The organism is Ottowia sp. (assembly GCF_035444425.1).
GTDB lineage: Bacteria > Pseudomonadota > Gammaproteobacteria > Burkholderiales > Burkholderiaceae_C > Ottowia.
Genome location: NZ_DAOMOQ010000001.1, coordinates 150,315 through 175,675, shown reverse-complemented (window position 1 = coordinate 175,675; position 25,361 = coordinate 150,315). Strand labels below are relative to the sequence as shown.

The 25,361-nt window shown below is 67.4% G+C and carries 29 protein-coding genes and 1 tRNA gene; 16 read left to right on the top strand and 14 right to left on the bottom strand.

Features of this window, described 5'->3' with window-relative positions:
• Positions 1–82: 82 nt before the first annotated feature.
• Positions 83–934 (bottom strand): GNAT family N-acetyltransferase, encoded by an 852-nt coding sequence (locus tag PK606_RS00925; protein WP_324559593.1) that lies wholly within the window; start codon positions 932–934, stop codon positions 83–85.
• 291 nt (positions 935–1,225) lie between these two features.
• Between PK606_RS00925 and PK606_RS00920 the strand changes: the two genes are divergently transcribed.
• The 7 genes from PK606_RS00920 (at position 1,226) to PK606_RS00890 (ending at position 7,189) form a co-directional block, all read left to right on the top strand.
• Positions 1,226–2,272 (top strand): ArsJ-associated glyceraldehyde-3-phosphate dehydrogenase, encoded by a 1,047-nt coding sequence (locus tag PK606_RS00920; RefSeq protein ID WP_324559591.1) that lies wholly within the window; start codon positions 1,226–1,228, stop codon positions 2,270–2,272.
• Positions 2,273–2,288: 16 nt separating this feature from the next.
• A complete protein-coding gene (gene arsJ / locus PK606_RS00915; protein WP_324559589.1) occupies positions 2,289–3,560 on the top strand; it encodes an organoarsenical effux MFS transporter ArsJ in 1,272 nt (423 codons plus the stop codon).
• Between the two features lie 124 nt (positions 3,561–3,684).
• The gene (locus PK606_RS00910) at positions 3,685–4,035 is read left to right on the top strand and encodes an ArsR/SmtB family transcription factor (RefSeq protein ID WP_502920762.1); all 351 of its coding nucleotides are present in this window, start codon (positions 3,685–3,687) and stop codon (positions 4,033–4,035) included.
• A 116-nt stretch (positions 4,036–4,151) separates the two neighbouring features.
• Positions 4,152–4,682: an arsenate reductase ArsC gene (locus tag PK606_RS00905; RefSeq protein WP_324559586.1), complete on the top strand. Its 531-nt coding sequence runs from the start codon at positions 4,152–4,154 to the stop codon at positions 4,680–4,682.
• Positions 4,683–4,711: 29 nt separating this feature from the next.
• On the top strand, positions 4,712–5,770 hold the full coding sequence (gene arsB / locus PK606_RS00900; RefSeq protein WP_324559584.1) for an ACR3 family arsenite efflux transporter: 1,059 nt from the start codon (positions 4,712–4,714) through the stop codon (positions 5,768–5,770).
• A 160-nt stretch (positions 5,771–5,930) separates the two neighbouring features.
• Entirely contained in the window at positions 5,931–6,932 is a 1,002-nt protein-coding gene (locus PK606_RS00895; RefSeq protein WP_324559582.1) for a permease, read from the top strand.
• Between the two features lie 26 nt (positions 6,933–6,958).
• Positions 6,959–7,189, top strand: a complete 231-nt coding sequence (locus PK606_RS00890; RefSeq protein WP_324559580.1) for a thioredoxin family protein — start codon at positions 6,959–6,961, stop codon at positions 7,187–7,189.
• Between the two features lie 33 nt (positions 7,190–7,222).
• On the opposite strand, the gene PK606_RS00885 is transcribed toward PK606_RS00890, so the two are convergent.
• Positions 7,223–7,942, bottom strand: coding sequence for a class I SAM-dependent DNA methyltransferase (locus PK606_RS00885; RefSeq protein WP_324559578.1), 720 nt, complete (start codon positions 7,940–7,942; stop codon positions 7,223–7,225).
• A 55-nt stretch (positions 7,943–7,997) separates the two neighbouring features.
• Between PK606_RS00885 and PK606_RS00880 the strand changes: the two genes are divergently transcribed.
• The 3 genes from PK606_RS00880 to arsC are packed head-to-tail and all read left to right on the top strand — an operon-like array spanning position 7,998 to position 10,149.
• Positions 7,998–8,573: a DOMON-like domain-containing protein gene (locus PK606_RS00880; protein WP_324559576.1), complete on the top strand. Its 576-nt coding sequence runs from the start codon at positions 7,998–8,000 to the stop codon at positions 8,571–8,573.
• Complete coding sequence (locus PK606_RS00875) at positions 8,570–9,784, top strand: exo-beta-N-acetylmuramidase NamZ family protein (RefSeq protein WP_324559575.1); 1,215 nt, start codon at positions 8,570–8,572, stop codon at positions 9,782–9,784. The genes PK606_RS00880 and PK606_RS00875 overlap by 4 nt, the downstream gene beginning before the upstream one ends.
• A gap of 14 nt (positions 9,785–9,798) precedes the next feature.
• Positions 9,799–10,149 carry an arsenate reductase (glutaredoxin) gene (arsC, locus tag PK606_RS00870; RefSeq protein ID WP_324559573.1) on the top strand — a complete coding sequence of 117 codons (351 nt, stop codon included), beginning with the start codon at positions 9,799–9,801 and terminating at the stop codon, positions 10,147–10,149.
• A gap of 171 nt (positions 10,150–10,320) precedes the next feature.
• Here arsC and PK606_RS00865 read toward each other — a convergent pair whose 3' ends face one another.
• Both PK606_RS00865 and PK606_RS00860 read right to left on the bottom strand, forming a co-directional pair.
• Positions 10,321–11,085: an SIR2 family NAD-dependent protein deacylase gene (locus PK606_RS00865; protein WP_324559570.1), complete on the bottom strand. Its 765-nt coding sequence runs from the start codon at positions 11,083–11,085 to the stop codon at positions 10,321–10,323.
• A 30-nt stretch (positions 11,086–11,115) separates the two neighbouring features.
• Positions 11,116–11,769: a TetR/AcrR family transcriptional regulator gene (locus PK606_RS00860; RefSeq protein ID WP_324559568.1), complete on the bottom strand. Its 654-nt coding sequence runs from the start codon at positions 11,767–11,769 to the stop codon at positions 11,116–11,118.
• An 85-nt stretch (positions 11,770–11,854) separates the two neighbouring features.
• Here PK606_RS00860 and PK606_RS00855 point away from each other — a divergent pair, with 85 nt between their 5' ends.
• The 6 genes from PK606_RS00855 (at position 11,855) to ipdC (ending at position 15,978) form a co-directional block, all read left to right on the top strand.
• Entirely contained in the window at positions 11,855–12,358 is a 504-nt protein-coding gene (locus PK606_RS00855) for a VOC family protein (protein WP_324559566.1), read from the top strand.
• A 44-nt stretch (positions 12,359–12,402) separates the two neighbouring features.
• Complete coding sequence (locus PK606_RS00850; RefSeq protein WP_324559564.1) at positions 12,403–12,840, top strand: VOC family protein; 438 nt, start codon at positions 12,403–12,405, stop codon at positions 12,838–12,840.
• A gap of 13 nt (positions 12,841–12,853) precedes the next feature.
• The gene (locus PK606_RS00845; RefSeq protein WP_324559562.1) at positions 12,854–13,264 is read left to right on the top strand and encodes an SRPBCC family protein; all 411 of its coding nucleotides are present in this window, start codon (positions 12,854–12,856) and stop codon (positions 13,262–13,264) included.
• A 28-nt stretch (positions 13,265–13,292) separates the two neighbouring features.
• The gene (locus PK606_RS00840) at positions 13,293–13,679 is read left to right on the top strand and encodes a VOC family protein (protein WP_324559559.1); all 387 of its coding nucleotides are present in this window, start codon (positions 13,293–13,295) and stop codon (positions 13,677–13,679) included.
• Between the two features lie 7 nt (positions 13,680–13,686).
• The gene (locus PK606_RS00835; RefSeq protein WP_324559557.1) at positions 13,687–14,163 is read left to right on the top strand and encodes an SRPBCC family protein; all 477 of its coding nucleotides are present in this window, start codon (positions 13,687–13,689) and stop codon (positions 14,161–14,163) included.
• Positions 14,164–14,325: 162 nt separating this feature from the next.
• Positions 14,326–15,978 carry an indolepyruvate/phenylpyruvate decarboxylase gene (ipdC, locus tag PK606_RS00830; protein WP_324559555.1) on the top strand — a complete coding sequence of 551 codons (1,653 nt, stop codon included), beginning with the start codon at positions 14,326–14,328 and terminating at the stop codon, positions 15,976–15,978.
• 26 nt (positions 15,979–16,004) lie between these two features.
• Here ipdC and rlmB read toward each other — a convergent pair whose 3' ends face one another.
• The 10 genes from rlmB to thrS all read right to left on the bottom strand — a co-directional run bounded on the left by rlmB (position 16,005) and on the right by thrS (position 25,000).
• Positions 16,005–16,760 (bottom strand): 23S rRNA (guanosine(2251)-2'-O)-methyltransferase RlmB, encoded by a 756-nt coding sequence (gene rlmB, locus PK606_RS00825; protein WP_324559553.1) that lies wholly within the window; start codon positions 16,758–16,760, stop codon positions 16,005–16,007.
• 54 nt (positions 16,761–16,814) lie between these two features.
• Positions 16,815–16,891 (bottom strand) — tRNA-Pro (locus PK606_RS00820).
• Positions 16,892–16,926: 35 nt separating this feature from the next.
• The gene (locus PK606_RS00815; RefSeq protein WP_324559551.1) at positions 16,927–17,370 is read right to left on the bottom strand and encodes a MerR family transcriptional regulator; all 444 of its coding nucleotides are present in this window, start codon (positions 17,368–17,370) and stop codon (positions 16,927–16,929) included.
• 133 nt (positions 17,371–17,503) lie between these two features.
• The gene (locus tag PK606_RS00810) at positions 17,504–17,875 is read right to left on the bottom strand and encodes an integration host factor subunit alpha (protein ID WP_324559549.1); all 372 of its coding nucleotides are present in this window, start codon (positions 17,873–17,875) and stop codon (positions 17,504–17,506) included.
• 27 nt (positions 17,876–17,902) lie between these two features.
• Complete coding sequence (gene pheT / locus PK606_RS00805) at positions 17,903–20,338, bottom strand: phenylalanine--tRNA ligase subunit beta (RefSeq protein ID WP_324559547.1); 2,436 nt, start codon at positions 20,336–20,338, stop codon at positions 17,903–17,905.
• A gap of 80 nt (positions 20,339–20,418) precedes the next feature.
• Entirely contained in the window at positions 20,419–21,489 is a 1,071-nt protein-coding gene (gene pheS / locus PK606_RS00800) for a phenylalanine--tRNA ligase subunit alpha (RefSeq protein ID WP_324559545.1), read from the bottom strand.
• Positions 21,490–21,608: 119 nt separating this feature from the next.
• Entirely contained in the window at positions 21,609–21,965 is a 357-nt protein-coding gene (gene rplT, locus PK606_RS00795; protein WP_324559543.1) for a 50S ribosomal protein L20, read from the bottom strand.
• A 26-nt stretch (positions 21,966–21,991) separates the two neighbouring features.
• Positions 21,992–22,195, bottom strand: coding sequence for a 50S ribosomal protein L35 (gene rpmI, locus PK606_RS00790; protein ID WP_324559541.1), 204 nt, complete (start codon positions 22,193–22,195; stop codon positions 21,992–21,994).
• Positions 22,196–22,376: 181 nt separating this feature from the next.
• Positions 22,377–22,991, bottom strand: coding sequence for a translation initiation factor IF-3 (gene infC, locus PK606_RS00785; protein ID WP_324559632.1), 615 nt, complete (start codon positions 22,989–22,991; stop codon positions 22,377–22,379).
• 77 nt (positions 22,992–23,068) lie between these two features.
• Complete coding sequence (gene thrS / locus PK606_RS00780) at positions 23,069–25,000, bottom strand: threonine--tRNA ligase (protein WP_324559539.1); 1,932 nt, start codon at positions 24,998–25,000, stop codon at positions 23,069–23,071.
• Positions 25,001–25,361: the final 361 nt, after the last annotated feature.

The following is a 25,361-nucleotide window of genomic DNA, read 5'->3' as shown; positions in this document are numbered from 1 at the left end:
CCCAGTCGCGACAGCCGCCTGGTCGCCGTGACCAGCACGGTCGTGATGCGGACGTGCGACAGGCGCGCTTTCGGGACGTCGTTCATGCCCCCAGGAAATGCTTGCGGTAGCGCGGATGCAGATCGGCGAAGCGCATCATCAGCGGCAGGTCGGCGCTGTTGAAGTCCGGGTCCCAGGCCGGCGCACCCAGCACCTTGGTGCCCAGGCGCAGGTAGCCCTTGATCAGCGCCGGCGGCTCGACCTCGAGCTGGTCGTTCAGGTTGTCCAGCGGCAGCGCCAGGCGCGGGCGCACCTGGAACTCGATCGGCGCCAGGTGCTTCTCGCGCACCTGGCGCCAGATGCTGGCCGCCACGTCACCGCCCCACACGCCGCCCTGCATCAGCGGGATGCTGGCGCAGCCGATCATGGTGTCGAGGTGGTTGCGCACCATGAACTCGCCCAGCGCCGTCCACAGCGCCATGATGACGCCGCCATGGCGGTGCTCGGCGTGCACGCAGCTGCGGCCCAGCTCGACCATGCGGCTGCGCAGGCCGCGCAGGCGGGTCAGGTCGAACTCGGTGTCGCTGTAGGTGCTGCCGACGCGCCTGGCCTGCCCCGGAGTCAGCACCCGGTAGGTGCCGATGACTTCCTGCGTGGCCTCGTCGCGCACCAGCAGATGTTCGCAGTAGTCATCAAACAGGTCGATGTCATGCTCGGGCAGCAGGTTGCTCAGGCGCGCACCCATTTCCCTGGCGAAGACCTGGTAGCGCAGGCGCTGCGCTGCCCTTACTTCGTCCTGGTGGCGCGCCCAGGCCACCTCGATGCCGCCCCCGACGCTTTTTGCAAGCGGCCCCAGAATCGCGCGGTCGCCGCGCGGATGAAGCGACCCCCGTGGCAGATGCGCCGGCGACACCGCCGGAGACAACACGAAGGTGGGCGTAGGCAGTTCTTTCACGGGTGAGGCTCCTTTCCTCTTTTTCGTGCGTTTCATGTTCACGGAGCCGGATGACGCACACATGGCGATTGCATGAAGGATTGATGACAGCGCATGGCCGCATGCAGTCGGGCGCGGCGCTTGCTGCCGCGCGGACCAGGCGCTGCCGCACGGCCGGCGCCGCGGCGGCAGCGGGCCGGCGGGCCGGAACGCCGCGTCCGTGAGCGGCATCACCGCTCCGGGCTGTCAGGCAAACGTCACATTCATCCCCATAATTTCCATTCTTATTGAAATGTTGAGCAGAGAGCAGGCATGAAGGTCGGCATCAACGGCATGGGACGCATCGGGCGGCTGGCGCTGCGCGCAGCCTTCGGCGCCGCGGAGCGTCCGCAAGACGACCCGCGGGTCGGCAACCGGCTGCAGGTGGTGCATCTCAACGAGATCAAGGGCGGCGCCGCCACGATGGCCCACCTGCTGGCCTTCGACACGGTGCAGGGCCGCTGGCGCGCCGACATCCGGGCCGAAGGCGAGGATGCCGTCCTGATCGACCAGCGGCGGCTCGGCTTCTCGCAGCACGCCAGCCCGGCCGAGATACCCTGGGGCGAGCTGGGCGTCAGCCTGGTGCTGGAATGCACCGGCAGGTTCCTGACGCCCGAGACCATCGAGGGCCATCTGCGGCGCGGCGCCAGGCGCGTCATCGTGGCGGCGCCGGTCAAGGTGGGCGAGGTGCTCATCATCGTCGTCGGCGTCAACCACGGGCTGTACGACCCGGCGCGCGACCGCATCGTCACGGCTGCCAGCTGCACCACCAACTGCCTGGCGCCGGTCGTCAAGGTGGTGCACGAGGCCCTCGGCATCCGACACGGCCAGATCACCACCATCCACGACCCGACCAACACCAACCTGGTGGTCGACGCGCCGCACAAGGACTTGCGGCGCGCGCGCAGCGCCATGATGAGCCTGGCGCCGACGACCACCGGCAGCGCCACGGCGATCGCGCTGATCTACCCGGAACTCAGGGGCAAGCTGAACGGCCACGCGGTACGGGCGCCGGTGCTGAACGCGTCGCTGACCGACTGCGTGTTCGAGCTGCAGCGCGCCACCACGGCCGAGGAAGTCAACCAGCTGTTCGCTGCCGCGGCCGCCAGCGGGCCGCTGCAGGGCATCCTGGGCTACGAGACACGTCCTTTGGTCAGCGCCGACTATGCCCGCGACACGCGCTCAAGCATCGTCGATGCGCTGTCCACCATGGTGACCGACGGCACCCTGCTGAAGGTCTACGCCTGGTACGACAACGAGATGGGCTATGCCTGCCGCATGGTGGACCTGGCCTGCCACCTCGAATCCTGCGGCCTCTGAAAACGCGCGAAGCAGCATGCACGCCGCCGTCCGCCACTACGCCATCGTTACCGCCGCCTACTGGGGCTTCACGCTGACCGACGGCGCGCTGCGCATGCTGGTGCTGCTGCATTTCTATCGCCTCGGCTATTCGCCGTTCACGCTGGCCTTCCTGTTCCTGCTGTACGAAGCCGCGGGCGTGCTGGCCAACCTGGTCGGCGGTTGGCTGGCAACCCGCTACGGCATCACGCGCATGCTGATGGTCGGCCTGGGCACGCAGATCTTCGGCTTTCTGCTGCTGTCGGCCCTCAATCCCGAATGGGCGGTGGCGCTGTCGGTGGCCTGGGTGGTGCTGGCGCAAGGCGTTTGCGGCGTCGCCAAGGACCTGACCAAGACCGCCAGCAAGTCGGCCATCAAGGTCACCAGTGCCCAGGCCATGCAGGGCGGCGGCAGCAACAGCCAGCTGTTCAAGTGGGTGGCCTGGTTCACCGGCAGCAAGAACGCGATGAAGGGACTCGGCTTCTTCCTCGGCGGTCTGCTGCTGCAGACGCTGGGTTTCCGGCTCTCGCTGTGGCTGATGGCGGCCGGTCTGGCACTGATCCTGGCCGGCGTGATCGCGTCGCTGCCGCGCCTGATGGGCAGGAGCAAGGCCTCCAGCTCAGCGCGCGAGCTGTTCGCCAAGAACCCGGGCATCAACATCCTGGCCATGTCGCGCGTGGCGCTGTTCGGCGCCCGCGACGTCTGGTTCGTGGTCGGCGTGCCGGTGTTCCTCTATTCGCAGGGCTGGACCTTCACCATGGTGGGCGGCTTCCTGGCCGCCTGGACCATCGCCTACGGCGCGGTGCAGGCGCTGGCGCCGCAGATCGTGCGCCGCAGCGCCGACGGACTGAGCCGCGAGGTGCCGGCCGCGCGCACCTGGTCGGCTCTGCTGGCGCTGGTGCCGACCGCCCTGGTGGCCGCGGTGGTGGCCGAGGTCCCGCACCTGCAATGGGTCGTCGTCGGCGGGCTGGCGCTGTTCGGCTTCGCCTTTGCCGTCAACTCATCGGTGCATTCGTATCTGGTGCTGGCCTATGCCGGCAGCGAGAAGGCGGCCGAGGACGTCGGCTTCTACTACGCGGCGAACGCGCTCGGGCGCTTCTTCGGCACCCTGATGTCGGGGTTGCTCTATCAGTGGGGCGGCCTGGCGTGGACGCTGGGCGGGTCGGCGCTCATGCTGCTGATCTGCTGGCTGGTGACGCTGAGGCTGCCGACGACCCTGGCACCGTCCACGCCGCCATCGGCGCAGGCACAGGGTTATGGCACCAGATGAGTTCGTCACGCCTGGCGGCGCGCTGCTGCGGGGCACGACGCAGTTCGGCAACGCGGCGCGCCTTGGCCTTCTTTCATCATTTCCAGACTTATCGTAGTATCGAAGAATGGAAAGAAGCACGGCATTGATCACACTCGAATCCCTGTCCTCGGGGATTCGGCTGGACATCTTCCGCCTGCTGGTCCGCAAGGGCCTCGACGGCATGGTGGCCGGCGAGATCGCGGCCGTGCTGGAACTGGCGCCCAGCAACCTGTCTTTCCACCTGAAGGCCTTGACGCAATCAGGCCTGCTGTCGGTGGAACAGGAAGGGCGTTTCCAGCGCTACCGCGCCAACATCGGGCTGATGCAGGGCTTGGTCGATTACCTGATGGAGGAATGCTGCGCCGGCCATCCCGAGCAGTGCGTCGACCTGCGCGGCGCGCCCCGTTGCGCGCCCGCCAAACCCGCCGTGCTGACCGATTCGACTGAAGTGTGACGTTTTTTTTAAACTTTTATTTCAACTCGTCTTTGAATGTTGAAATGAACCGGATCCGTCGAATATTTCTTCCGTTTTCTGCCACCGCTCCCAACCCCTGACGCAAGGAGTCTTCCATGTCCCAGAGAGTCATGAACGTGCTGTTCATCTGCAGCGGCAACTCGGCGCGCAGCATCCTGGCCGAATCGGTCCTCAACAACCCGGCGATCGGCCAGGGGCGCTTTCGCGCCTTCAGCGCCGGCAGCAGCCCGGCCGGCGCGGTGCAACCGCTGGCGCTGGACCTGCTGCGCAAGTACCACTACCCCACCGAGGGTCTGCGCAGCAAGAGCTGGGACGAGTTCAGCGGCCCCGGCGCGCCGGAACTGGACTTCGTTTTCACCGTGTGCGACAAGGCCGCCGGCGAGGCCTGCCCGTTCTGGCCCGGCCAGCCGATGACGGCGCACTGGGGGGTGGAGGATCCGGTCGCGGTCCAGGCCACCGAGGAAGAGCGGCGCCGCGCCTACGCGAATGCCTTCATGACGCTGCGCAACCGCATCACCATGTTCGCCGCCCTGCCGATGGAAAAACTCGACCGCCTGGCGCTGAAGAAGAGGCTCGACGAGATCGGTCAGGTCCGGCTGGACGAAAATGAAAAGCAGATGGCCTGAAGAACCGGACGACCGCCTGAAACCGAACCATGGGACTGTTTGAACGCTATCTGACCCTCTGGGTCGCCCTGGGCATCGCCGCCGGCGTGGCGCTGGGCGTGGTCCTGCCGGGCCTGTTCCAGCTGATCGCGGGCATCGAGATCGCGCACGTCAATCTCGTCGTCGCGGTGCTGATCTGGGTGATGATCTACCCGATGATGATCCAGATCGACTGGTCATCCATCAAGGACGTCGGCAAGAAGCCGCGCGGCCTGGTGCTGACGCTGGTGGTCAACTGGCTCATCAAGCCCTTCACCATGGCGGCACTGGGCGTGATCTTTTTCCGCTACGTGTTCGCGCCTTGGGTCGACCCGCAGTCGGCCAGCGAATACATCGCCGGCATGATCCTGCTCGGCGTAGCACCCTGCACCGCCATGGTGTTCGTCTGGAGCCAGCTGGTGAAGGGCGACGCCAGCTACACGCTGGTGCAGGTGTCGGTCAACGACCTGATCATGATCTTCGCCTTCGCGCCGATCGCCGCCTTTCTGCTTGGCGTCACCGACGTCACGGTGCCATGGCAGACGCTGCTGCTGTCCACCGTGCTGTACGTGGTGCTGCCGCTGGTGGCGGGCGTGCTGACGCGCCGCGCGCTGGCACGGCGCGCGCCCGGCGCCGTGGACGACTTCGTGGCACGGCTCAAGCCCTGGTCCATGGCCGGCCTGATCGCCACCGTGGTGCTGCTGTTCGGCTTCCAGGCCCGGACCATCATCGACAAGCCGCTGGTGATCGCCCTGATCGCGGTGCCGCTGCTGCTGCAGACCTACGGCATCTTCCTGCTCAGCTGGCTGGGCGCGCGCCTGCTCAGGTTGCCGCACGATGTCGCCGGGCCGGCCTGCCTGATCGGCACCTCGAACTTCTTCGAGCTGGCAGTGGCGGTGGCAATCTCGCTGTTCGGCCTCAACTCCGGCGCCGCCCTGGCCACCGTGGTCGGCGTGCTGGTCGAGGTGCCGGTGATGCTGTCGCTGGTGGCGCTGGTGAACCGCTGGGCGCCGAAGCCGGTCGCCGCCAGGACGCCTGTCGCCACGGCGGAACGCATGGTGGGCTCCTGATCCCGATCGGGCCGGTTCGGCCCTGATCGGAGTGACATAATTTCAGCGCTGAACAAGCCCCGTTCCCCGCGCAAGGCGCCGCCCGCACCTGCTTCACCCCCACGGCCCCCGCTGAAGCATGCCCGCGCCGATCACTGCCTGATCACTGCTCCGCGCCGCAATGGACCTCTTCACCTGGCTGAACAACCAGCTGCTGCGCATGGACTGGCTGGCCGCCGCCGTGCGCTGGCTGCTCGAGGCGCTGGGGGTCGACGTCGGCTCGCGCCTCGGCGGCAGCGTCCACTTCTTCATCTACGACGTCATCAAGATCTTCGTCCTGCTGGGCGTGCTGATCTTCGGCATTTCCTACGTCCAGAGCCACTTCCCGCCGGAGCGCACGCGCGCCATCCTGGGCCGCTTCAGCGGCGTGAAGGCCAACACCCTGGCTGCCCTGCTGGGCACCGTGACGCCGTTCTGCTCCTGCTCCTCGATCCCGGTGTTCATCGGCTTCGTCGGCGCCGGGCTGCCGCTCGGACTCACGTTTTCGTTCCTGATTTCCTCGCCGCTGGTCGACCTGGCCTCCGTGCTGCTGCTGGCCAGCATCTTCAACTGGCCGATCGCCATCACCTACGTGGTGGTGGGCGTGCTGCTGGCGGTGGTCGCCGGCACGCTGATCGGCAAGGCCGGGCTGGAGCGGCACATCGAACCCTTCGTGCTGGCCAATCCGATCGGCGATGTCGAGCAGGCACGGCTCACGCGCGCCGATCGCCTGGCCTACGCGCACGAGCAGTTGCGCGAGGTGTTCGGCCGGGTCTGGATCTACATCCTGATCGGCGTCGGCATCGGCGCGCTGATCCACAACTGGATTCCGCAGCCCGTCATCACCGCTCTGCTGGGGCAGGACAAGCCCTGGTCGGTGCCGCTGGCCACGCTGGTGGGCGTGCCGATGTACGCCGACATCTTCGGCACCCTGCCGATCGCCGAGGCCCTGCTGGCGCGCGGCGTCGGCCTGGGCACGGTGCTGGCCTTCATGATGGCGGTGACCGCGCTCTCGCTGCCCTCGCTGATCATGCTCAAGCAGGTGGTGCGCATGCCGCTGCTGACTGTTTTCTTTGCCGTCGTCACCATGGGCATCGTGTTCATCGGCTATCTGCTGAACGCGTTCGCCTATCTGTTGATCTAGGGCCTGTTGACGCTGAAGGAGCCGCCATGAAGATCGAAATCCTGGGATCCGGGTGCAAGCGCTGCATCCAGCTGGGCGAGAACGCCCAGGCCGCACTGGCCGCTGCCGGCAAGAGCGCCGAGCTGCTCAAGGTCACCAACCCGGCGCAGATCGCCCTGCGCGGCGTCATGAGCACGCCGGGCCTGGCGATCGACGGCAAGCTGGTGTCCACGGGTCGGGTGCTGACGCCCGAGGAGATCGGCAAGCTGTTGCCGTGACGGCGCGGCAGCGCGTCGGGATCAGCGCAGGGATCATTCGCCGCCGTGTTGGGCGACCGCGGGCTTGCGTGCGACGATGAAGACGCGCGCGTCCTTGCGGCCGCTGCCGTGGCGCTCCACCGCCACCGGTTCGAGGCCGCTGCGCTCGATCGCCGCCTGCAGCCGCGGCCCATCGAAAAGCCGGAACGATGGCGCCAGACCCACGGCGCGCAGCAACGGAATCAGCAGGCGTGTGATCAGCGGGTTCAGCTCCGCCAGGCACGGTGTCTTGGAGATCAGCAGGCCGCCCGGCCGCAGGGTATGCGCGACGGCGGCCAGGGTGGCGTCCAGGTCATCCAGCAGGTGCAGCACGTTGAAGGCCAGCACGCGATCCCAGGCCGCTGCCTCGGACAGCGCCGTGTCGGTATCCATGATGGCGAACTCCAGCCCAGGCGTTGGCTGCGCCTGGTGGCGCTGGCGTGCGATCGCGATCATCTGAGGCGAGACATCGGTAGCCAGCAGCCGGCCCACCGCGGGTGCCAGGCGCAGCGCCGTGCTGCCGGTGCCGCAGCCGATCTCCAGCACCTCGTGCTGCGGCGACAGCCATTCACGCACGCGCTCCAGCGTCTTCTCGTAGCCGGCCGGATCGCGCATGGATGCGGCGGCGTAGCGGCGCGCCATGCGGTCCCAGAAGCGGGCGGCGGTCCTGGCGCTGGAATCGGACGCGGGTGATGACATGAAGCTGGGCTGGCGCGTGGCTGGGCGTGCGCGCATCCTAGCGCCTGGCGGTAGCCGAAGCGAGCAGCGCAGGCTGAGACAATGGCGACCGATGTCCGCTCTGCCGTTTCTGCTGTCGCTTCTGCCCCATCCAGCCACGCCGTGCGACAGCGTGGATCGGCTGACAGCGCGCGTGGCGCATGACGCGAGCGCCCGAACCTGGCAGCTGCGCTACACGCTGACCGGCGACCTGGCGCGGCTGCGCATCCCCGTGCCAGCCCGCCGCCCAGCCGCCACGGATGGCCTCTGGCACCGCACCTGCTTCGAGGCCTTCGTGGGCCAGGCGGATGACGCGGCCTACCGTGAATACAACTTCAGCCCGTCCGGCGACTGGGCGGGCTATCTCTTCCGCTCCGAACGCCTGCGCGATGACGCGGCGCCCGCCTTGCCTGCGCCACGCATCAGCTGCGTGCAGGACACGCTCGCGCACACGCTGACGCTCGATTGCTGGCTGCCATCCGAGGCGCTGCCGGTTGCCGGCATCGATCCGATGCTCGGCCTGAGCGCCGTCATCGAGTGTGCGGACGGCAGCTTAAGCTACTGGGCGCTACACCACCCGGCACCGCACCCCGATTTCCACCACCGCGCCGGCTGGACGGCGCGACTTCCCGCATCGCTCACCGCATGAAATTCGGCCTCGAACGCTTTCTCGAAGATCCGGCCCTGCGCGCGCCGCTGAAAGGCCGCCGCGTCGCCCTGCTGGCCCACCCGGCCAGTGTCACGCGCGAGCTGACGCACTCGATGGACGCCCTCGCCGCCCTGCCCGACCTCCAGCTCACCGCCGCCTTCGGACCGCAGCACGGCCTGCGCGGCGACAAGCAGGACAACATGGTCGAGTCGCCCGACTTCGTCGATCCCCGCCTCGGCATCCCCGTGTTCAGCCTGTACGGCGAGGTGCGCCGTCCGACCGACGCGATGATGCGGCCTTGGGACGTGCTGCTGGTCGACCTGCAGGATCTGGGCTGCCGCATCTACACCTTCATCACCACGCTGCGCTACGTGCTGGAAGCCGCGGCGGCACATGGCAAGGCCGTGTGGGTACTGGATCGGCCCAACCCGGCCGGTCGGCCGGTCGAAGGATTGATGCTGCGCGAAAGCTGGGAAAGCTTCGTCGGCGCCGGCCCGATGCCGATGCGCCACGGCATGACCATGGGCGAGCTGGGCCACTGGTTCATCGACCTGCTGAAGCTGGATGTGGAGTACCGCGTCATCACCATGGCCGGCTGGCAGCCCGAGGTGGCGCCCGGCTTTGGCTGGCCGATGGGCGCCGACGACTGGCGAACCTGGGTCAACCCCAGCCCCAACGCCGCCAACCTGTTGATGGCGCGCGCCTACGCCGGCACCGTGATGCTGGAAGGCACGACGCTGTCCGAAGGCCGCGGCACCACGCGCCCGCTGGAGCTGTTCGGCGCGCCGGACATCGACACCCGCCGCCTGCTGGCGGACATGCATGCCCTCGCGCCGGAATGGCTGCGCGGCTGCCGGCTGCGCGAATGCTGGTTCGAGCCGACCTTCCACAAGCACGTGGGGCAACTGTGCGCCGGCGTGCAGATCCACGTCGAGGATCCGTCGCACTACGAGCACGCCGCCTTCCGGCCCTGGCGCCTGCAGGCGCTGGCCTTCAAGGCGCTGCGCCGGCAGGCGCCCGAGTACCCGCTGTGGCGCGACTTCCCCTACGAATACGAGCTCGGTAAGCTGCCGATCGACGTCATCAACGGCAGCCCGCTGCTGCGCGAATGGGTCGATGATCCGAAGGCCATGCCGGCCGAGCTCGATGCACTGGCCGCAGCCGACGAAGCGGCCTGGATGCAGATGCGCGCGCCGCATCTGCTCTACTGAACAAGGAGACCGCCATGAGCGACATCACCCTCTACCACAACCCGCGCTGCAACACCTCGCGCAAGGCGCTGGAGCTGATCCGCGAACGCGGCCAGGAACCGCACATCGTCGAGTACCTGAAGACGCCGCCGACGGCAACCGAGCTGAAGGCCATCGCCCAAGCCACCGGCGAGCCGCTGCGGGCGCTGCTGCGTACCAAGCAGCCCGAGTACCTGGAGCAAGGCCTCGACGATCCGGCACTAACCGACGACCAACTCGCCGCCGCCATGGTCGCCACGCCGGTGCTGATCAACCGCCCCATCGTCGTGACGCCGCGCGGCGCGCGCCTGGGCCGGCCGCTGGAGCGCGTGCTCGAGGTGCTGTAGATCGAAGGCGCAGCGGATGGTGTTGCCGGCAGATCGCGCGACGCTTGTCCGCCCTGCTCGGCATCTGGTGCGGAAGCGGCAGCAGCGGAAGAAGCCGCGAATGCCGTATCGCGTAGCCGTTCGCGGCTGCCGCCGCGCCCGCAGGCGAAGAAAGCGGCAAATGGCGCCGGCTCAGAAATCCAGCAGCCGCGGCAGCAGCTGGCATGAGGAGCCCACCAGCACCGCATGGGCCACGTCGTCCAGTTCGGTCGCTTGCGGGTTGACGATGACCACCTTGGCACCGCCCTGCCGCGCCTCGTGCGCCAGTCCCGCAGCCGGATAGACCTGGCCCGAGGTGCCGACCACCAGCATCACCTCGCATTCGGTCGCCGCGTGCTCGGCGGCGCGCAGCGCGGCCATCGGCAGCATCTCGCCGAACCAGACCACCGCCGGGCGCAGCAGGTTGCCGCAATGGGCGCAGCTCGGCGGCCGCCCGGCCTCGGCCTGCTCGACGTGGCAGCTCTCGTGCGCGCGCCGCGCCAGCTGGCAGGGATCGAGCCACTGATCCTGGTAGATGTTGCCGTGCAGCGCCAGCACACCGGTGCTGCCCGCCTTCTGGTGCAGGCCATCGACGTTCTGGGTGATCACCGTCAGCCGGCCGGGGTGGCGCTGCTGGAACTCGGCCAGCGCGACATGGCCGACATTGGGCGCCACGTCGCGCAGGCGCTCACGGCGCTCGGCATACCAGTCCCACACCCGCGTGGGGTTGGCACGGAACGCCTCCTCGGTGGCCAGTTCCTCGGGGCGGAAACTCGCCCACAGGCCGGTCTGGGCGTCACGAAAGGTCGGCACGCCGGACTCGGCGCTGATGCCGGCGCCGCTCAGCACGGCGATCTTGCGCGCCTGCCGCAACCAGCCGCGCACCTGGTCCAGCAGATCGTCGGAAATCGGAGTCATGCCGAAAGCTTAGCAAGCCCTGGCAGGGCTTCACAAGCCCTGCTCGACCATCTCCACCACGCGCTCGCCCAGCGCCCGGCGTGCCGCGGCCGAGGCACGGCGCAAGGGTCCGTCGATGCACAGCAGCGCCATGCCGTGCACCGCCGACCAGGCCAGGTACTCGGCGCCCGGCCGGCGCGCCGCGGGCAGCACACCAGCCTGCGTCATGGCGTCGAGTGCCGCGCCGAGCAGCTCGAACGGGTTCAGGCCCAGGGTGCCGGTACGCGCCGGGTCGGCAGGTACCTGGACATCGTGCTCACCGGCGGCGAACGCGGTGCGGAACAGCCCGGTCTCCGCCTGGGCGAAAGCCAGGTAGCCGGCGCCCACCGCGCGCAGCAAGGCGCGCGCGCGCGCCGCCGGATCGGCGATGTGCTGCGCCCGCGCCCAGCGCCGCTCGATGACGCGCGCCAGGGCACCCAGTGCCGCCGCGCGCACCGCCTCGAACAGCGCCTGCCGGCTGGCGAAATGCCGATAGGCGGCATTCGGCACCACGCCGGCGCGGCGGGTCGCCTCGCGCAGCACGATGGCGTCCGGCCCGCCCTCGCGGGCCAGCGCGATGCCGGCATCCAGCAGCGCGCGGCGCAGGTCGCCGTGGCGGTAGGTTCTGCGCGCCGCCGCTGCCGTCCGATCGGAGCGATCCGTCATGTCGTTACAAAATAAATGTGGACAGTGTTCATTTTATCCTTAGCATATGTGTACGTCGTCCACAATCACCACGAAAGACGCTTTCATGCCGTCACTCGCCGCCCGCATTCAACCCTGCCTCTGGTTCGACGACCAGGCCGAGCAGGCCGTCGCGTTCTACTGCGGCATCTTTCCCGGCGCGCGCCTGGGCGCCATCACGCACTACCCCGAGGCCGGTCGCCAGCAGCACGGCAAGCCGCCCGGCAGCGTGATGACGGTGTCGTTCGAACTGCTCGGTCAGCCCATGCTGGCGCTCAACGGCGGGCTGCATTTCAGGTTCAGCGAGGCGCTGTCGCTGATGGTCCTGTGCGAGACGCAGGACGAGATCGATCACTACTGGAACGCCTTGTCACAAGGCGGTGACCCGGCGGCCCAACAATGCGGCTGGCTGAAGGACCGTTTCGGCCTGTCGTGGCAGATCGTGCCGACGCTGTACCAGGAGATCGAGAGCTCGACCGACCGCGCGGCCGTCGAGCGCTACATGGCCGCGATGATGGGCATGAAGAAACTCGACATCACCCGGCTCCGGCAGGCGTTCGACGGCCACTGACGCGAGGCGGCCGCGCCCTTTCAACCCACCCACGGGAGTTCCCGATGCAATTCACCCCCTACCTGAACTTCAACGGCAACTGCGCCGAAGCGTTTGCCTTCTACGTCGACTTGTTCAAGGGCACCATCGTGCACCAGAGCAGCTTCGGCGAGATGCCGCCCAACCCGCAAGGCCCTCCGATTCCACCCGAAGGCCGCGACCACGTCATGCACGTTCACCTGCAGGTCGGCGAGCAGGCGCTGATGGGCTCGGACGCCCTGCCCGGCGCCGCTGACGCCTGCGCCGGTGGCTACGCGCGGCCGCAGGGTCTGTGGGTGTCGATCGGCGCCGACAGCGTGGCCGAAGGCCGCCACATCTTCGACGCCCTGGCCGCCGGCGGCCAGGTGGCCATGCCCTTCGGCCGGACCTTCTGGTCGCCCGGCTTCGGCATGGTCACCGACCGCTTCGGCACGCCGTGGATGGTCAATGCGCCGCACGAGTGACGCCGGTACGCGCATGAACATCACCGTCGAGACCATCGTGCAGGCGCCGATCGAGCGCGTCTGGGCAGCCTGGAACGATCCCGCTGCGATCCGCCAATGGAACGCCGCGACACCGGAATGGCACACGCTACGCGCCAGCGTCGATCTGCGCGAAGGCGGCAAGTTCTGCTGGCGCATGGAGGCAAAGGACGGCAGTGCCGGCTTCGATTTCGAAGGCCGCTACACACGCATCGAAGCGCCGCGCCTGATCGAGTACGTGATGAGCGATGGGCGCGCGGTGCGCGTCGAATTCCTCGCATCCGGCGACAGCATCACTGTGCGCGAAACCTTCGACGCCGAGGACGTGCACAGCGCCGAGCAACAGCGGCACGGCTGGCAGGCCATCCTGGACAACTTCGCGCGCCACGTCGAAGCGCGCATCTGATCTCTCTCCCACCACCAAGGAACGTCCGATGAAACCCAACCCCGTCGTCTGGTTCGAAATCTACGTGCAGGACATGCCGCGCGCCCAGGCGTTCTACGAGCAGGTGTTCCAGTGCAAGCTGACGCCGCTCGGCGCACCGTCCTCCGACACGCAGGGCATGCAGATGCTGGCATTTCCCGGCGACATGAGCACCATGGGTGCCAGCGGCACGCTGTGCAGGATGGACGGCGTGCCCTCTGGCGGCGGCGGCACGCTGGTGTATTTCGCCTGCGACGACTGCGCCATCGAGCAGGGCCGGGTCGAGGCCGCCGGCGGCAGCATCTTCCGGCCCAAGTTCTCGATCGGCGAGTACGGCTTCGCCGCGCTGGTGCAGGACACCGAGGGCAACATGATCGGCCTGCATTCGATGCAGTAAGCCGCGCATGGACCACACCGCGATCCACCACCAGCTTGCCGTCCGGGCGCCACGCGAGCGCATCTACCGCGCGTTGAGCGAGCCGGCCGAGATTGGCGCCTGGTGGTGCCCGCAAAGCATGGCCGACACGCCGGACGGACTGGTCATGTCGCACCAGGCCGGTCCCTATGGCACGGTGCGACTGCGCGTGCTGTGGCGCGATCCGGGCGCGGGCGTCACCTGGACCTGCATCAGCCAGCACCCGACGGACAACCCGGCATCAAGCTGGACCGGCACGCAGCTGGCGTTCGACCTGAGTCGAGGCGACAGTGGCGCTGCCATGGTCGAGCACGCCGTCAGCGGTACACCCTTGTCGCAACTGACCACGGTCGATTTCAGGCACCAGGGCTACGACCTGGCAAGCCGATTCGCCGGCTTCAACAGCTTCGCCTGGGCGCAGGTGCTGCAGTCGCTCAAGCGGCATTGCGAGCGCGAGCCGGACTGATTCGGCAACGCCATCCGCGGCGGATCACCGGCTCCCAGTGAAAGCATGATTTCTGCGTGACATCCTGTTCACGCGCAGTGCATGATGCAGTGAATACGTCAGCACGCACAAACACGCCGCTTTATTGCGGCCTCCCGCTCGGACAATTCATCCTTCGACCAGATGGAAGCCCGACACGCCATGAACCTGACCGAATCCCTGCTGCACGCCCTCAAGGCCAATGGCGCACGCCATATCTTCGGCATTCCGGGCGACTTCGCGCTGCCCTTCTTCAAGATCATCGAGGAATCCGGCATCCTGCCGCTCTACACGCTGTCGCACGAACCGGGCGTTGGCTTCGCGGCCGACGCGGCGGCGCGCATCGATGGCACGCTGGGCGTGGCCGCTGTCACCTACGGCGCCGGCGCGCTCAACATGGTCAACGCCGTGGCCTCGGCCTACGCGGAGAAGTCGCCGCTGGTGGTCCTTTCGGGCGGACCGGGCCAGCACGAATCGGCCTCGGGCCTGCTGCTGCACCACCAGGCCAAGCAGCTCGATTCGCAGCAGCGCATCTACGAGGAAATCACCTGCGCGCAGACCCGGCTGCACGACGCCGAGCGCGCGCCGCAGGAGATCGCCCGCGTCATCGGCGCCTGCCTGGAGCATTCGCGCCCGGTCTACATCGAGTTGCCGCGCGACATGGTGGCGGCACCCTGCGCCCCGGTGCCGCCGCTGCCCGCCATCCAGGTTGATGCCGACGCGCTCGCCGCCTGCGCCGCCGAGGTGCTGGCGCGCCTGCGCGCTGCCAGCAAACCGGCGCTGGTGGTGGACGTCGAGGTGCGCCGCTATGGGCTGGAAGCCAAGGTGGCCGAACTGGCGCGCCGCCTCGGCCTGCCGGTGGCCACCTGCATCATGGGCCGCGGCCTGCTGGCCGACGCCGACATGCACCTGATGGGCACCTACATGGGCGTGGCCGGCGAGCCAGAGCTGACTCGCATGGTGGAGGGATCCGACGGCCTGTTCCTGCTCGGCGTGATCCTGTCGGACACCAATTTCGCGGTGTCCGAGAAGAAGATCGACTTGCGCCACGCCATCATCGCCTGCGACGGCGAGGTGCGCCTGGGCTACCACGTCTATCCGCACATCCCGCTGGCCAGCCTGGTCGACGCGCTGCAGGCGCAGACCGACGCGCGCACCGTGGCCGCGCCGCCGCATCCGCAGCCGGCGCCCTACGCGCGCGGCATGCCGGCCGACGAGGCTTCGATCAGCCCGAACGACATCGCCATGGCCGTGAACGATTTGTTCGATGTACACGGCAAGATGCCGATCGCCAGCGACATGGGCGACTGCATGTTCACCGCCATGGACATCGACCACACCGCCTTCACCGCACCCGGCTACTACGCCACCATGGGCTTCGGCGTGCCGGCCGGGCTGGGCCTGCAGGCGGCCACCGGCCAGCGCCCGCTGGTGCTGGTGGGCGACGGCGCGTTCCAGATGACCGGCTGGGAACTCGGGAACTGCCGCCGCTACGGCTGGGACCCGATCGTGCTGCTGCTCAACAACGCCAGCTGGGAGATGCTGCGCACCTTCCAACCCGAATCGCGCTTCAACGCGCTCGACGACTGGGGTTTCGCCGACATGGCGGCCGGCCTGGGCGGCGACGGCGTGCGCGTGCGCACGCGTGCCGAACTGAAGGCCGCGCTCGACCAGGCGCAGGCCACGCGCGGGCGCTTCCAGCTGATCGAGGTCATGATCCCCAAGGGCGTGCTGTCGCAGACACTGCAGCGCTTCGTCGCCGGGGTCAAGCGGCTGACGGCGACGTCGGCTGGCTGAAGCCGCACGATTCGGTTGCCAGCCGCTCAGCGCGCGGCAGCCAGGCGCTGGCGCCGCGCCTCGTACAGGCACACGCCGCTGGCCACCGACACGTTCAGGCTTTCCACCGGGCCCTGCATCGGGATGCGCACCAGCGCGTCGCAGGTCTTGCGCGTCAGCTGCCGCATGCCCGGGCCTTCGGCGCCCAGCACCAGCGCCGTCGGCACCGTCAGATCGGCGTCGTACAGCGTCTGCCCGGCATCGTCCGCGGTACCGGTGACCCAGATGCCACGCTCCTTCAGTTCATTCAGCGTGCGCGCCAGGTTGGTCACCATGAAGTACGGCACCGTTTCGGCGGCACCGCTGGCCACCTTGGCCACGGTGGCGTTGATGCCGGCGGCGTGGTCCTTGGGTGCGATCACCGCCTGCGCGCCGGCACCGTCGGCCACGCGCAGGCAGGCGCCCAGGTTGTGCGGATCGGTCACGCCGTCGAGCACCAGCAGCAGCGGCACCTCGCCCTGCTCCTGCAGGTCATCCAGCAACTCGTCCAGCGTGCGTACGCCCTCGATCGGCTGCACGCGCGCCACCACGCCCTGGTGGCCGTGACTGCCGCACAGCTTCGCCAGCCGCAGCCCATCGGCCTCGATCACCCGCACGCCCGCCTCGGCGGCGCGCGCCAGGAACTGCTTCATGCGCGCATCGCGCCGCGTCGGATCGGCGTAGACCTCGACGATCGAAGTCGGCGCCGTCTTCAGGCGCACGCCGACGGCATGGAAGCCAAACAGAACTCTTGCAGTTGACATCAACAAAAAGAAAAAGGAGCTACAACTTTGATAGCTGTAGCCCCTTATGAAGGTTGGTCGGCGCGGCGGGATTCGAACTCGCGACCCCTTGCACCCCATGCAAGTGCGCTACCAGGCTGCGCTACGCGCCGACAAGCAGCGAATTATAGCTTGCGCCCGCGCACGGTCATCCGGCCACGGTGAGTAGATCGCGGATTTCCTTCAGCTCGCGCTCGACCTGCCGGATCTGCTCGGGCAGCATGTCCTGATCCCACGCCGCTGCGTCCACTTCGCCCGCAAGCTGTCCGCTCGGTTCCGGCTCCTGCAAGTCCGCTGACGATGCCGCATTGGTGCGGTGCCGGTTGCGTTCGTGCTGCGCCAGTTCCTGCAGCTTGGCGCGCGCGCCGTTGATGGTGAAGCCCTGGTTGTAGAGCAGTTCGCGGATGCGGCGGATCATCAGCACTTCATGGTGCTGGTAGTAGCGCCGGTTGCCGCGCCGCTTCATCGGGCGCAGTTGCGTGAACTCCTGCTCCCAGTAGCGCAGCACGTGGGGCTTGACGCCGCACAGTTCGCCCACTTCACCGATGGTGAAGTAGCGCTTGGCGGGAATCGGGGGCAGCTGGGTCTCCATGGCACGTCAGCATCTTGCACGCTGAGCCATTGAGGTTAGCGCAACTGCACGCGCACTTCTATAGCCCGCACGTGAAATAGTGCTGAGTTTCGCGTGTCGGCTGGTGTCCGGGCGCCACGCCGGTCGGCGCCGGTCAACCCTCGTCGGGATCGGTCGCGCCGACGCTGGGCGCCGACTGGATCATGTCCTTCAGCTTCTGGCTCGGGTGAAAGGTGACGACGCGGCGCGCCGCGATCGGGATCAGCTCGCCGGTACGCGGGTTGCGCCCCGGCCGCGCTGCCTTGACGCGAAGCTGGAAGTTGCCGAAACCCGACAGCTTGACGTCCTCGCCGGCGATCAGGCGCGCACTCATCAGGTCGAAGAACGCGTCCACCATGTCCTTGGCTTCGCGCTTGTTCAGGCCGATCTGCTCGAACAGCATCTCGGCGAGCTGGGCCTTGGTCAGTGCCGAGGTGGCCAGGCTGTCGACCACGAGGTCGAGCACGTGCTTGGGTTCAGTGGCCATGGTGTTTGGACTCCTTGCCTGTCGCCGTCAACCGCGCAGCCGCGCACCGAGCTCGCTGCCCAGGCGCGCGACCACCGCCTGCACCGCGGCGTCGATGCGCTCGTCGGTCAGCGCTTCGCCGTCGCTGCCGAGCACCAGGCGTACCGCCAGGCTCTTGTCGCCGGGCACCATGCCGGCCGCCGCTTCGCTGCCGGCCCTGGGCCGGTAGATGTCGAACAGGCTGGCCTGGCGCAGCAGGCCGCCGGTCGGCGCAGCGTGGACGGACGCCATCAACTGGCCGTGCGTCACCGCCTCCTTGACCACCACGGCAATGTCGCGCTCGACCGACTGCCGGCGCGGCACGGCCTGCGCCTGCGGCAGCGGCGTCGCCAGCACGGCATCGAGGTCGAGTTCGAACATCACCGGCGCCTGCGGCAGCTCCCACTGCTGGCGCCAGCGCGGATGCAGTTCGCCGACGAAGCCGATGGCCTGGCCGTCGAGTTCGACGCGCGCGCAGCGGCCCGGATGCAGCGCCGGGTGCTCGGCGCGCACGAACGTCGCCTGGCGCTGTCCCAGCAAGGCCTCGACGTCGCCCTTGGCGTCGTAGAAATCAGCGGCGGCTTGCCGCCCTTCCCAGCCCTGGCGGCTGGCCGGGCCGTAGCTGATGCCGGCCACCCGCATCGGCTGCGCCACGCCCTTGACGTCGGCGCTGGAGGCCTGCACGCCGGCGTCGCGCCGGTACACCCGGCCGAGCTCGAACACGCGCACGCGCTCGGCACGGCGGTCGGTGTTGTGCTTGACCACCTGCAGCAGCGAACCCAGCAGCGACGAGCGCATCACGTTCATCTGGCTGGCGATCGGGTTCAGCAGCCGGATCGGATCGGGGTTGCCGGCCAGGTCGCGCTCCCAGGCCTCGTCGACAAAGCTGAAGTTGATGGTTTCCAGGTAGCCCAGTGCGGCCATGGCGCGCCGCACGCCGAAGCGGTCGCGGCGGGATTCGGAACCGACGCGCGGCACGATGGGCGCCAGCGGCGCGGTTTCGGGCAGCTGCTGGTAGCCGATGACACGGGCCACCTCCTCGATGAGGTCTTCCTCGATGCGCAGATCGAAGCGATACGCCGGCGGCGTCACCGTGACCGCGCCCTCGCCTTCCGCGCAAGGCAGCCCCAGGCGCCGGAACACGTCGACGCACTGCGCCTGCGACACCGGCATGCCGATCACCTTGCTGGCGCGCGCCACGCGCAGTGAGACCGGCTGCGGCTGCGGCATGTTGGGTTGCTGGTCGTCGACCGGGCCGCAGGCGGTCTCCGGCGTGCCGCAGATGTCGATGATGAGCTGACTGATGCGCTCGATGTGCGCCACCGTCAATTCGGGATCGACGCCGCGCTCGAAGCGGTGGCCGGCATCGGTGGAGAAGTTGAAGCGGCGCGAGCGGCCGGCGACGGCGTCGGGCCACCAGAATGCGGCTTCGACGTAGACATTCTGCGTGTCGTCGGACACGGCGGTGGCGTCGCCGCCCATGATGCCGGCCAGCGACTCGACCTCGCGCTCATCGGCGATCACGCCCACGTTTTCATCGACGCTGACGGTGCCGCCGTTCAGCAGCTTGAGCCGCTCGCCTGCCCTGCCCCAGCGCACATCGAGGCCGCCATGGATCTTGTCCAGGTCGAAGATGTGCGAGGGCCGGCCGTACTCGAACATCACGTAGTTGGAGATGTCCACCAGGGCGGTCACGCTGCGCTGACCGCAGCGCGCCAGCCGGTCGACCATCCAGGCCGGGGTGGTGGCCTGCGTGTTGACGTGCTTGATGACGCGGCCCGAGAAGCGCCCGCACAGGTCGGGCGCGCTGATCTTCACCGGCAGCACATCGGGCGTCGTCACAGCCACGGGCGGGATCTCGGGCGTGCGCAGCGGCGCGCCGGTCAGCGCCGACAGTTCGCGCGCGATGCCATGGACGCTGAGCGCATGACCTAGGTTGGGCGTGAGCTTGAGTGTGAAGATGGTGTCGTCCAGGCGCAGCACCTGGCGGATGTCGGCGCCGACGGCCGGATCGCCCGTCAGTTCGAGCAGGCCTTCGTGGTCGTCCGAGAGCTGCAGTTCGCGCGCCGAGCACAGCATGCCCTGGCTTTCGACGCCACGCAGCTTGCCGAGCTTGATCCGGAACGGCTGGCCATCGTCGCCCGGCGGCAATTCGGCGCCGACCAGCGCCGTCGGCACCTTGATGCCGATGCGCGCATTCGGCGCGCCGCAGACGATGTTCAGCAAGGCGTCCTGGCCGACGTCGACCTGGCACACGCGCAGGCGGTCGGCGTTGGGGTGCTGCTCGACCTGCCTGATCTCGCCGACCACGACCTGGGTGAAGGGCGGCGCCAGCGGGCGCAGCTCCTCGACCTCGAGGCCGGCCATGGTCAGTGTGTCGGCCAGTTGGCTTGTGGTGATCGGCGGATTGCAGAATTCGCGCAGCCAGGATTCGGGAAATTGCATTTCAGGGATTCAGCGTTCGGTGTTTGGCGTCGGACGGGGACGAGGACGCTGAGCGCTTCAATACTCAACGCCCAAGCTCTTCACCGGAATTGACTCAGGAAACGGATGTCGCCATCGAAGAACAGGCGCAAGTCGTTGACGCCGTAGCGCAGCATGGCCAGCCGGTCGATGCCGGAGCCGAAGGCGAAGCCGATGAAGCGCTCCGGATCCAGACCCATGTTGCGCACCACCTGCGGATGAACCTGGCCGGAGCCCGACACCTCGAGCCAGCGGCCGGCCAGCGGGCCGGTCTGGAACTGGATGTCGATCTCGGCACTGGGCTCGGTGAACGGGAAATAGCTGGGCCTAAAGCGCAGCACCAGGTCGTCGGTCTCGAAGAAGGCCTTGCAGAAGTTCAGGTAGGTGACCTTCAGGTCCTTGAAGCTGACGTTCTCGCCCAGCCACAGGCCCTCGACCTGGTGGAACATGGGCGAATGCGTGGCGTCGTTGTCGACCCGGTAGGTGCGACCGGGCACAATGACGCGAATCTCGTGCATCTCGCCGGCCGCCAGCGCCGCTGCGTGCTTTTTCGCATGTGCGGTGGCGTAGCGGATCTGCATCGGGCTGGTGTGGGTGCGCAGGCAGTATGGCAGCCCGTCCTCGTCCTGGATGTCGACGTAGAAGGTGTCCTGCATCGAGCGCGCCGGGTGGTTCGGCGGGTTGTTGAGCGCGGTGAAGTTGTACCAGTCGTTCTCGATCTCGGGGCCGTCGCCGACATCAAAACCCATGCTGCCGAAAATCTGCTCGATGCGCTGCCAGGCCAGGCTGACCGGGTGCAGCCCGCCGACGCCGCGTTGGCGCCCGGGCAAGGTCACGTCCAGCGCCTCGGCCTTCAGCTGGCGCTCCAGTTCGGCATCCTGCAGCGCCTGGCGGCGTGCAGAAAGCAGCGATTCGATGGCCTGCTTGGCCTGGTTGATGGCGGCGCCCCGGGTCTTCTTCTCGTCGACGGACAGCTGCGCCATGCCCTTCATCAGTCCGGTCACGCGCCCGGCCTTGCCGAGGAACTGGGCCTTGGCGTTTTCCAGTTCGGCCGGCGTGGTGGCGCGCGCAAAGCTGTCGCTTGCGCCCTGGATCAGGTCGCGCAGGTCTTCGGGGGCGGTGGTGGTAGTCATCGGTGCAAAACCACGGGATCTCTTGAAACGAAAAAGGGATTGAAGCCGCTGGCCTCAATCCCTCGAGTCGCCGACGCGGCAGCCAGGCAAGCCATGGCCACCGGAGCCGGCGCCGCAGATCAGGCCAGTTTGGCCTTGGCCTGCTCCACGATGCCGGCAAAAGCGGCCTTGTCGTGCACGGCGATGTCGGCCAGCACCTTGCGGTCCAGCGTGATCCCGGCCTTGTTCATGCCATTGATGAACTGGCTGTAGGTGATGCCGCATTCACGCGCTGCGGCGTTGATGCGGGCGATCCACAGACGACGGAAGTCGCGCTTCTTGGCGCGGCGGTCACGGTAGGCGTACTGGCCGGCCTTCATCACCGCCTGCTTGGCGACGCGGAAGACGTTCTTGCGGCGGCCGCGGAAACCCTTGGCCAGGGCCAGGATCTTCTTGTGACGAGCGCGGGCGGTTACACCACGTTTGACGCGAGGCATGTGTTTTCTCCTTGTCCGTCAGTTGATCAAAGGCCGGCGAAGGGCAGCATCTGCGCCATCTGTCCGAGGTCGGACGAGTGCACATTCACCGCACCGCGCAGCTGGCGCTTGTTCTTGGTGGTCTTCTTGGTCAGGATGTGACGCTTGAAGGCTTGACCGCGCTTGACGGTGCCACCGGGACGGACGCGAAAACGCTTCTTCGCGCTGCTCTTGGTCTTCATCTTGGGCATTTCAAATGCTCCTGTTACTTGTGCTCGCGAGGCGTGCGCAAAACTGCTTTGCGCCCTTGCAGGCCCCGAGCCACTTCTTGATGTGATGGGTCACCCCACCACGTTGGGTGGCGGGTCTTGCAACCCACCCGTTCTCCGGACAAGCCGGAAAATGCTTCAGAACTCCCTGCGCCGCCGCCAATCAGGCTGCAGCCTGCTGCTCCGCGGCGGGCGCCGGCTTGGACGCGCCGCCACCGGATGTCTTCTTGCGCGCCGGCGCGATCATCATGATCATCTGCCGGCCCTCCAGCTTCGGAAACTGCTCGACGATGATGCTGTCGGCCAGTTCGTCGCGGATGCGGTTGAGCAGCGCCATGCCCAGTTCCTGGTGCGTGATCTCGCGGCCGCGAAAGCGCAGCGTGACCTTCACCTTGTCGCCATCACCCAGAAAGCGCCGGATGTTGCGCAGCTTGATGTTGTAGTCGCCATCGTCGGTACCGGGCCGGAACTTGACTTCCTTGATTTCGATGACCGTCTGCTTGGCCTTGGCCTCGGCCGCCTTCTTCTGTTCCTGGTACTTGAACTTGCCGTAGTCCATCAGGCGACAGACCGGCGGATTGGCCGTGGCGGCGATTTCCACCAGATCCACATCCAACTCACCTGCCATGCGCAGGGCTTCCTGGATCGGAACCACGCCCAGCGGCTCGTTGTTGGGACCGTTGAGGCGAACCTCCGGCGACATGATTTCTCGGTTCAGACGATGCGCGCGCTCTTCACGATGGCGGCGGTCACGAAAATGGGTAGCGATGGCAGAAATCCTTTGTTCAGAATGCTACGCAAAGCGTAGCTGATACCGCACAATCCACGCGGGCCAGAGCTGTTTCGATCAGAAAATCAGGCTTTGGAAGCGATGTCCTGCGCGATGCGCTTGGCAAACGCATCGAGGGACATCACACCGAGGTCTTGGTTGCCCCGGGCGCGCACTGCGACGGCGCCAGCTTCCTTTTCCTTGTCGCCTACGACCAGGATATAGGGAAGCTTTTGCAACGAATGCTCGCGTATTTTATACGTGATCTTCTCGTTGCGCAGGTCGGTTTCGACCCTAAGCCCTTGATTGCGCAGCGTTTTCGCCACGCTTTGCACGTAATCGGCCTGCGCATCGGTAATCCCGGTGACCACCACCTGCACAGGCGACAGCCACACCGGCAGCGCGCCGGCGTGCTCCTCGATCAGGATGCCGATGAAGCGCTCCATGCTGCCGATGATGGCGCGGTGCAGCATCACCGGCCGGTGCCGGGCGCCGTCCTCGCCGACGTACTCGGCGTCGAGCCGCTCGGCCATCGAGAAATCCACCTGCATCGTGCCGCACTGCCACTGGCGGCCGATCGCGTCCTTCAGCGTGTACTCGATCTTGGGGCCGTAGAACGCACCCTCGCCGGGCGAGATCTCGAACTCGCAGCCGGAATCACGCAGGCTCTCGATCAGCGCCTGCTCGGCCTTGTCCCAGATCTCGTCCGAGCCGATGCGCTGCTCGGGCCGCGTCGCCATCTTGTAGATGATGTCGGTGAAGCCGAAGTCCTTGTAGACCTTCTGCAGCAGCGCCGTGTAGGCGGTGCACTCGGCCAGGATCTGGTCCTCGGTGCAGAAAATGTGGCCGTCGTCCTGCGTGAAGGCGCGCACGCGCATGATGCCATGCAGGCCGCCGGTGGGCTCGTTGCGGTGGCAGGCGCCGAACTCGCCATAGCGCAGCGGCAGGTCACGGTAGCTCTTGACGCCCTGCTTGAAGATCATGATGTGGCCGGGGCAGTTCATCGGCTTGAGCGCGTAGTCGCGCTTCTCGCTCTCGGTGATGAACATGTTTTCGCGGTACTTGTCCCAGTGGCCGGTTTTCTCCCACAAGCTCTTGTCGAGCAGTTGCGGACCCTTGACCTCCTGATAGCCGTTGTCGCGGTAGACGCGGCGCATGTACTGCTCGACCTCCTGCCACAGCGTCCAGCCCTTGGGGTGCCAGAACACGGTGCCGGGCGAATGCTCGTCGATGTGGAACAGATCGAGCTCCTTGCCGAGCTTGCGGTGGTCGCGCTTCTCGGCCTCCTCCAGCATGGTCAGGTAGGCCTTCAGTTCATCCTTGCTGGCCCAGGCGGTGCCGTAGATGCGCTGCAGCATCTCGTTGCGGTGGTCGCCGCGCCAGTAGGCGCCGGCCACCTTCATCAGCTTGAAGTGCTTGAGCTTGCCGGTGCTGGGCACGTGCGGGCCGCGGCACAGGTCCTCGAAGCCGCCTTCGCGGTACAGGCTGACGTCCTCGTTGGTCGGGATGCTGGCGATGATCTCGGCCTTGTAGTGCTCTCCCAGACCCTTGAAGTACTCCACGGCGGCATCACGCGGCATCACCCGGCGTACCACCGGTTCGTCCCTGGCGGCGAGTTCCTCCATCTTCTTCTCGATGGCAGTCAGGTCCTCGGGCGTGAACGGGCGCTTGTAGCTGAAGTCGTAGTAGAAGCCGTTCTCGATCACGGGGCCGATGGTGACCTGCGCATCCGGGAACAGTTCCTTCACCGCATAGGCCAGCAGGTGCGCGGTGGAGTGGCGGATCATCTCCAGCCCCTCGGCATCCTTGGCGGTGATGATCGAGAGTTTGGCATCCTGCGTGATCGGGTAGCTGGTATCGACCAGCCGGCCATCCGCGGCCGACGCACCGGGTGCGCTGACCTTGCCACCCAGTGCGGCCTTGGCCAGGCCGGCGCCGATCGACTGCGCCACCTCGGCCACCGTCACTGGGCCGGGGTAGTCGCGCTGCGATCCGTCGGGAAGCGTGATTTGAACCATCTGAAAACCTCTGAAGCGTGAAACTGGAAAGAACCGGTGGCCAGGACAGCAACAAAAAAGCGCGGCTGTAGGCCGCGCCTGGCTGGATTCTTGCGGCGCCCGTGTGCGATGCGCCCGCGCCTGTCCCGCGATCGGCCTAGATCGTGCCCCTTGTCCGGCAAGTTCGCGGTGTCATAACCAGGGTGCCTTTCTCGCTCTTACACAAAAATGCTGCCGATCACGCGCGCCGCATCGCGCGCGTGCAAAGAGCACATTTTAACCTTTTGATGCGCCGCAGCAAAAGAAGTTCGGCAGGAGCCCGTGCCGCCTGCGCGCCCGGCGGTCCGGACAACGCGCACCAGGGCATGTGAAGGCGACGTAA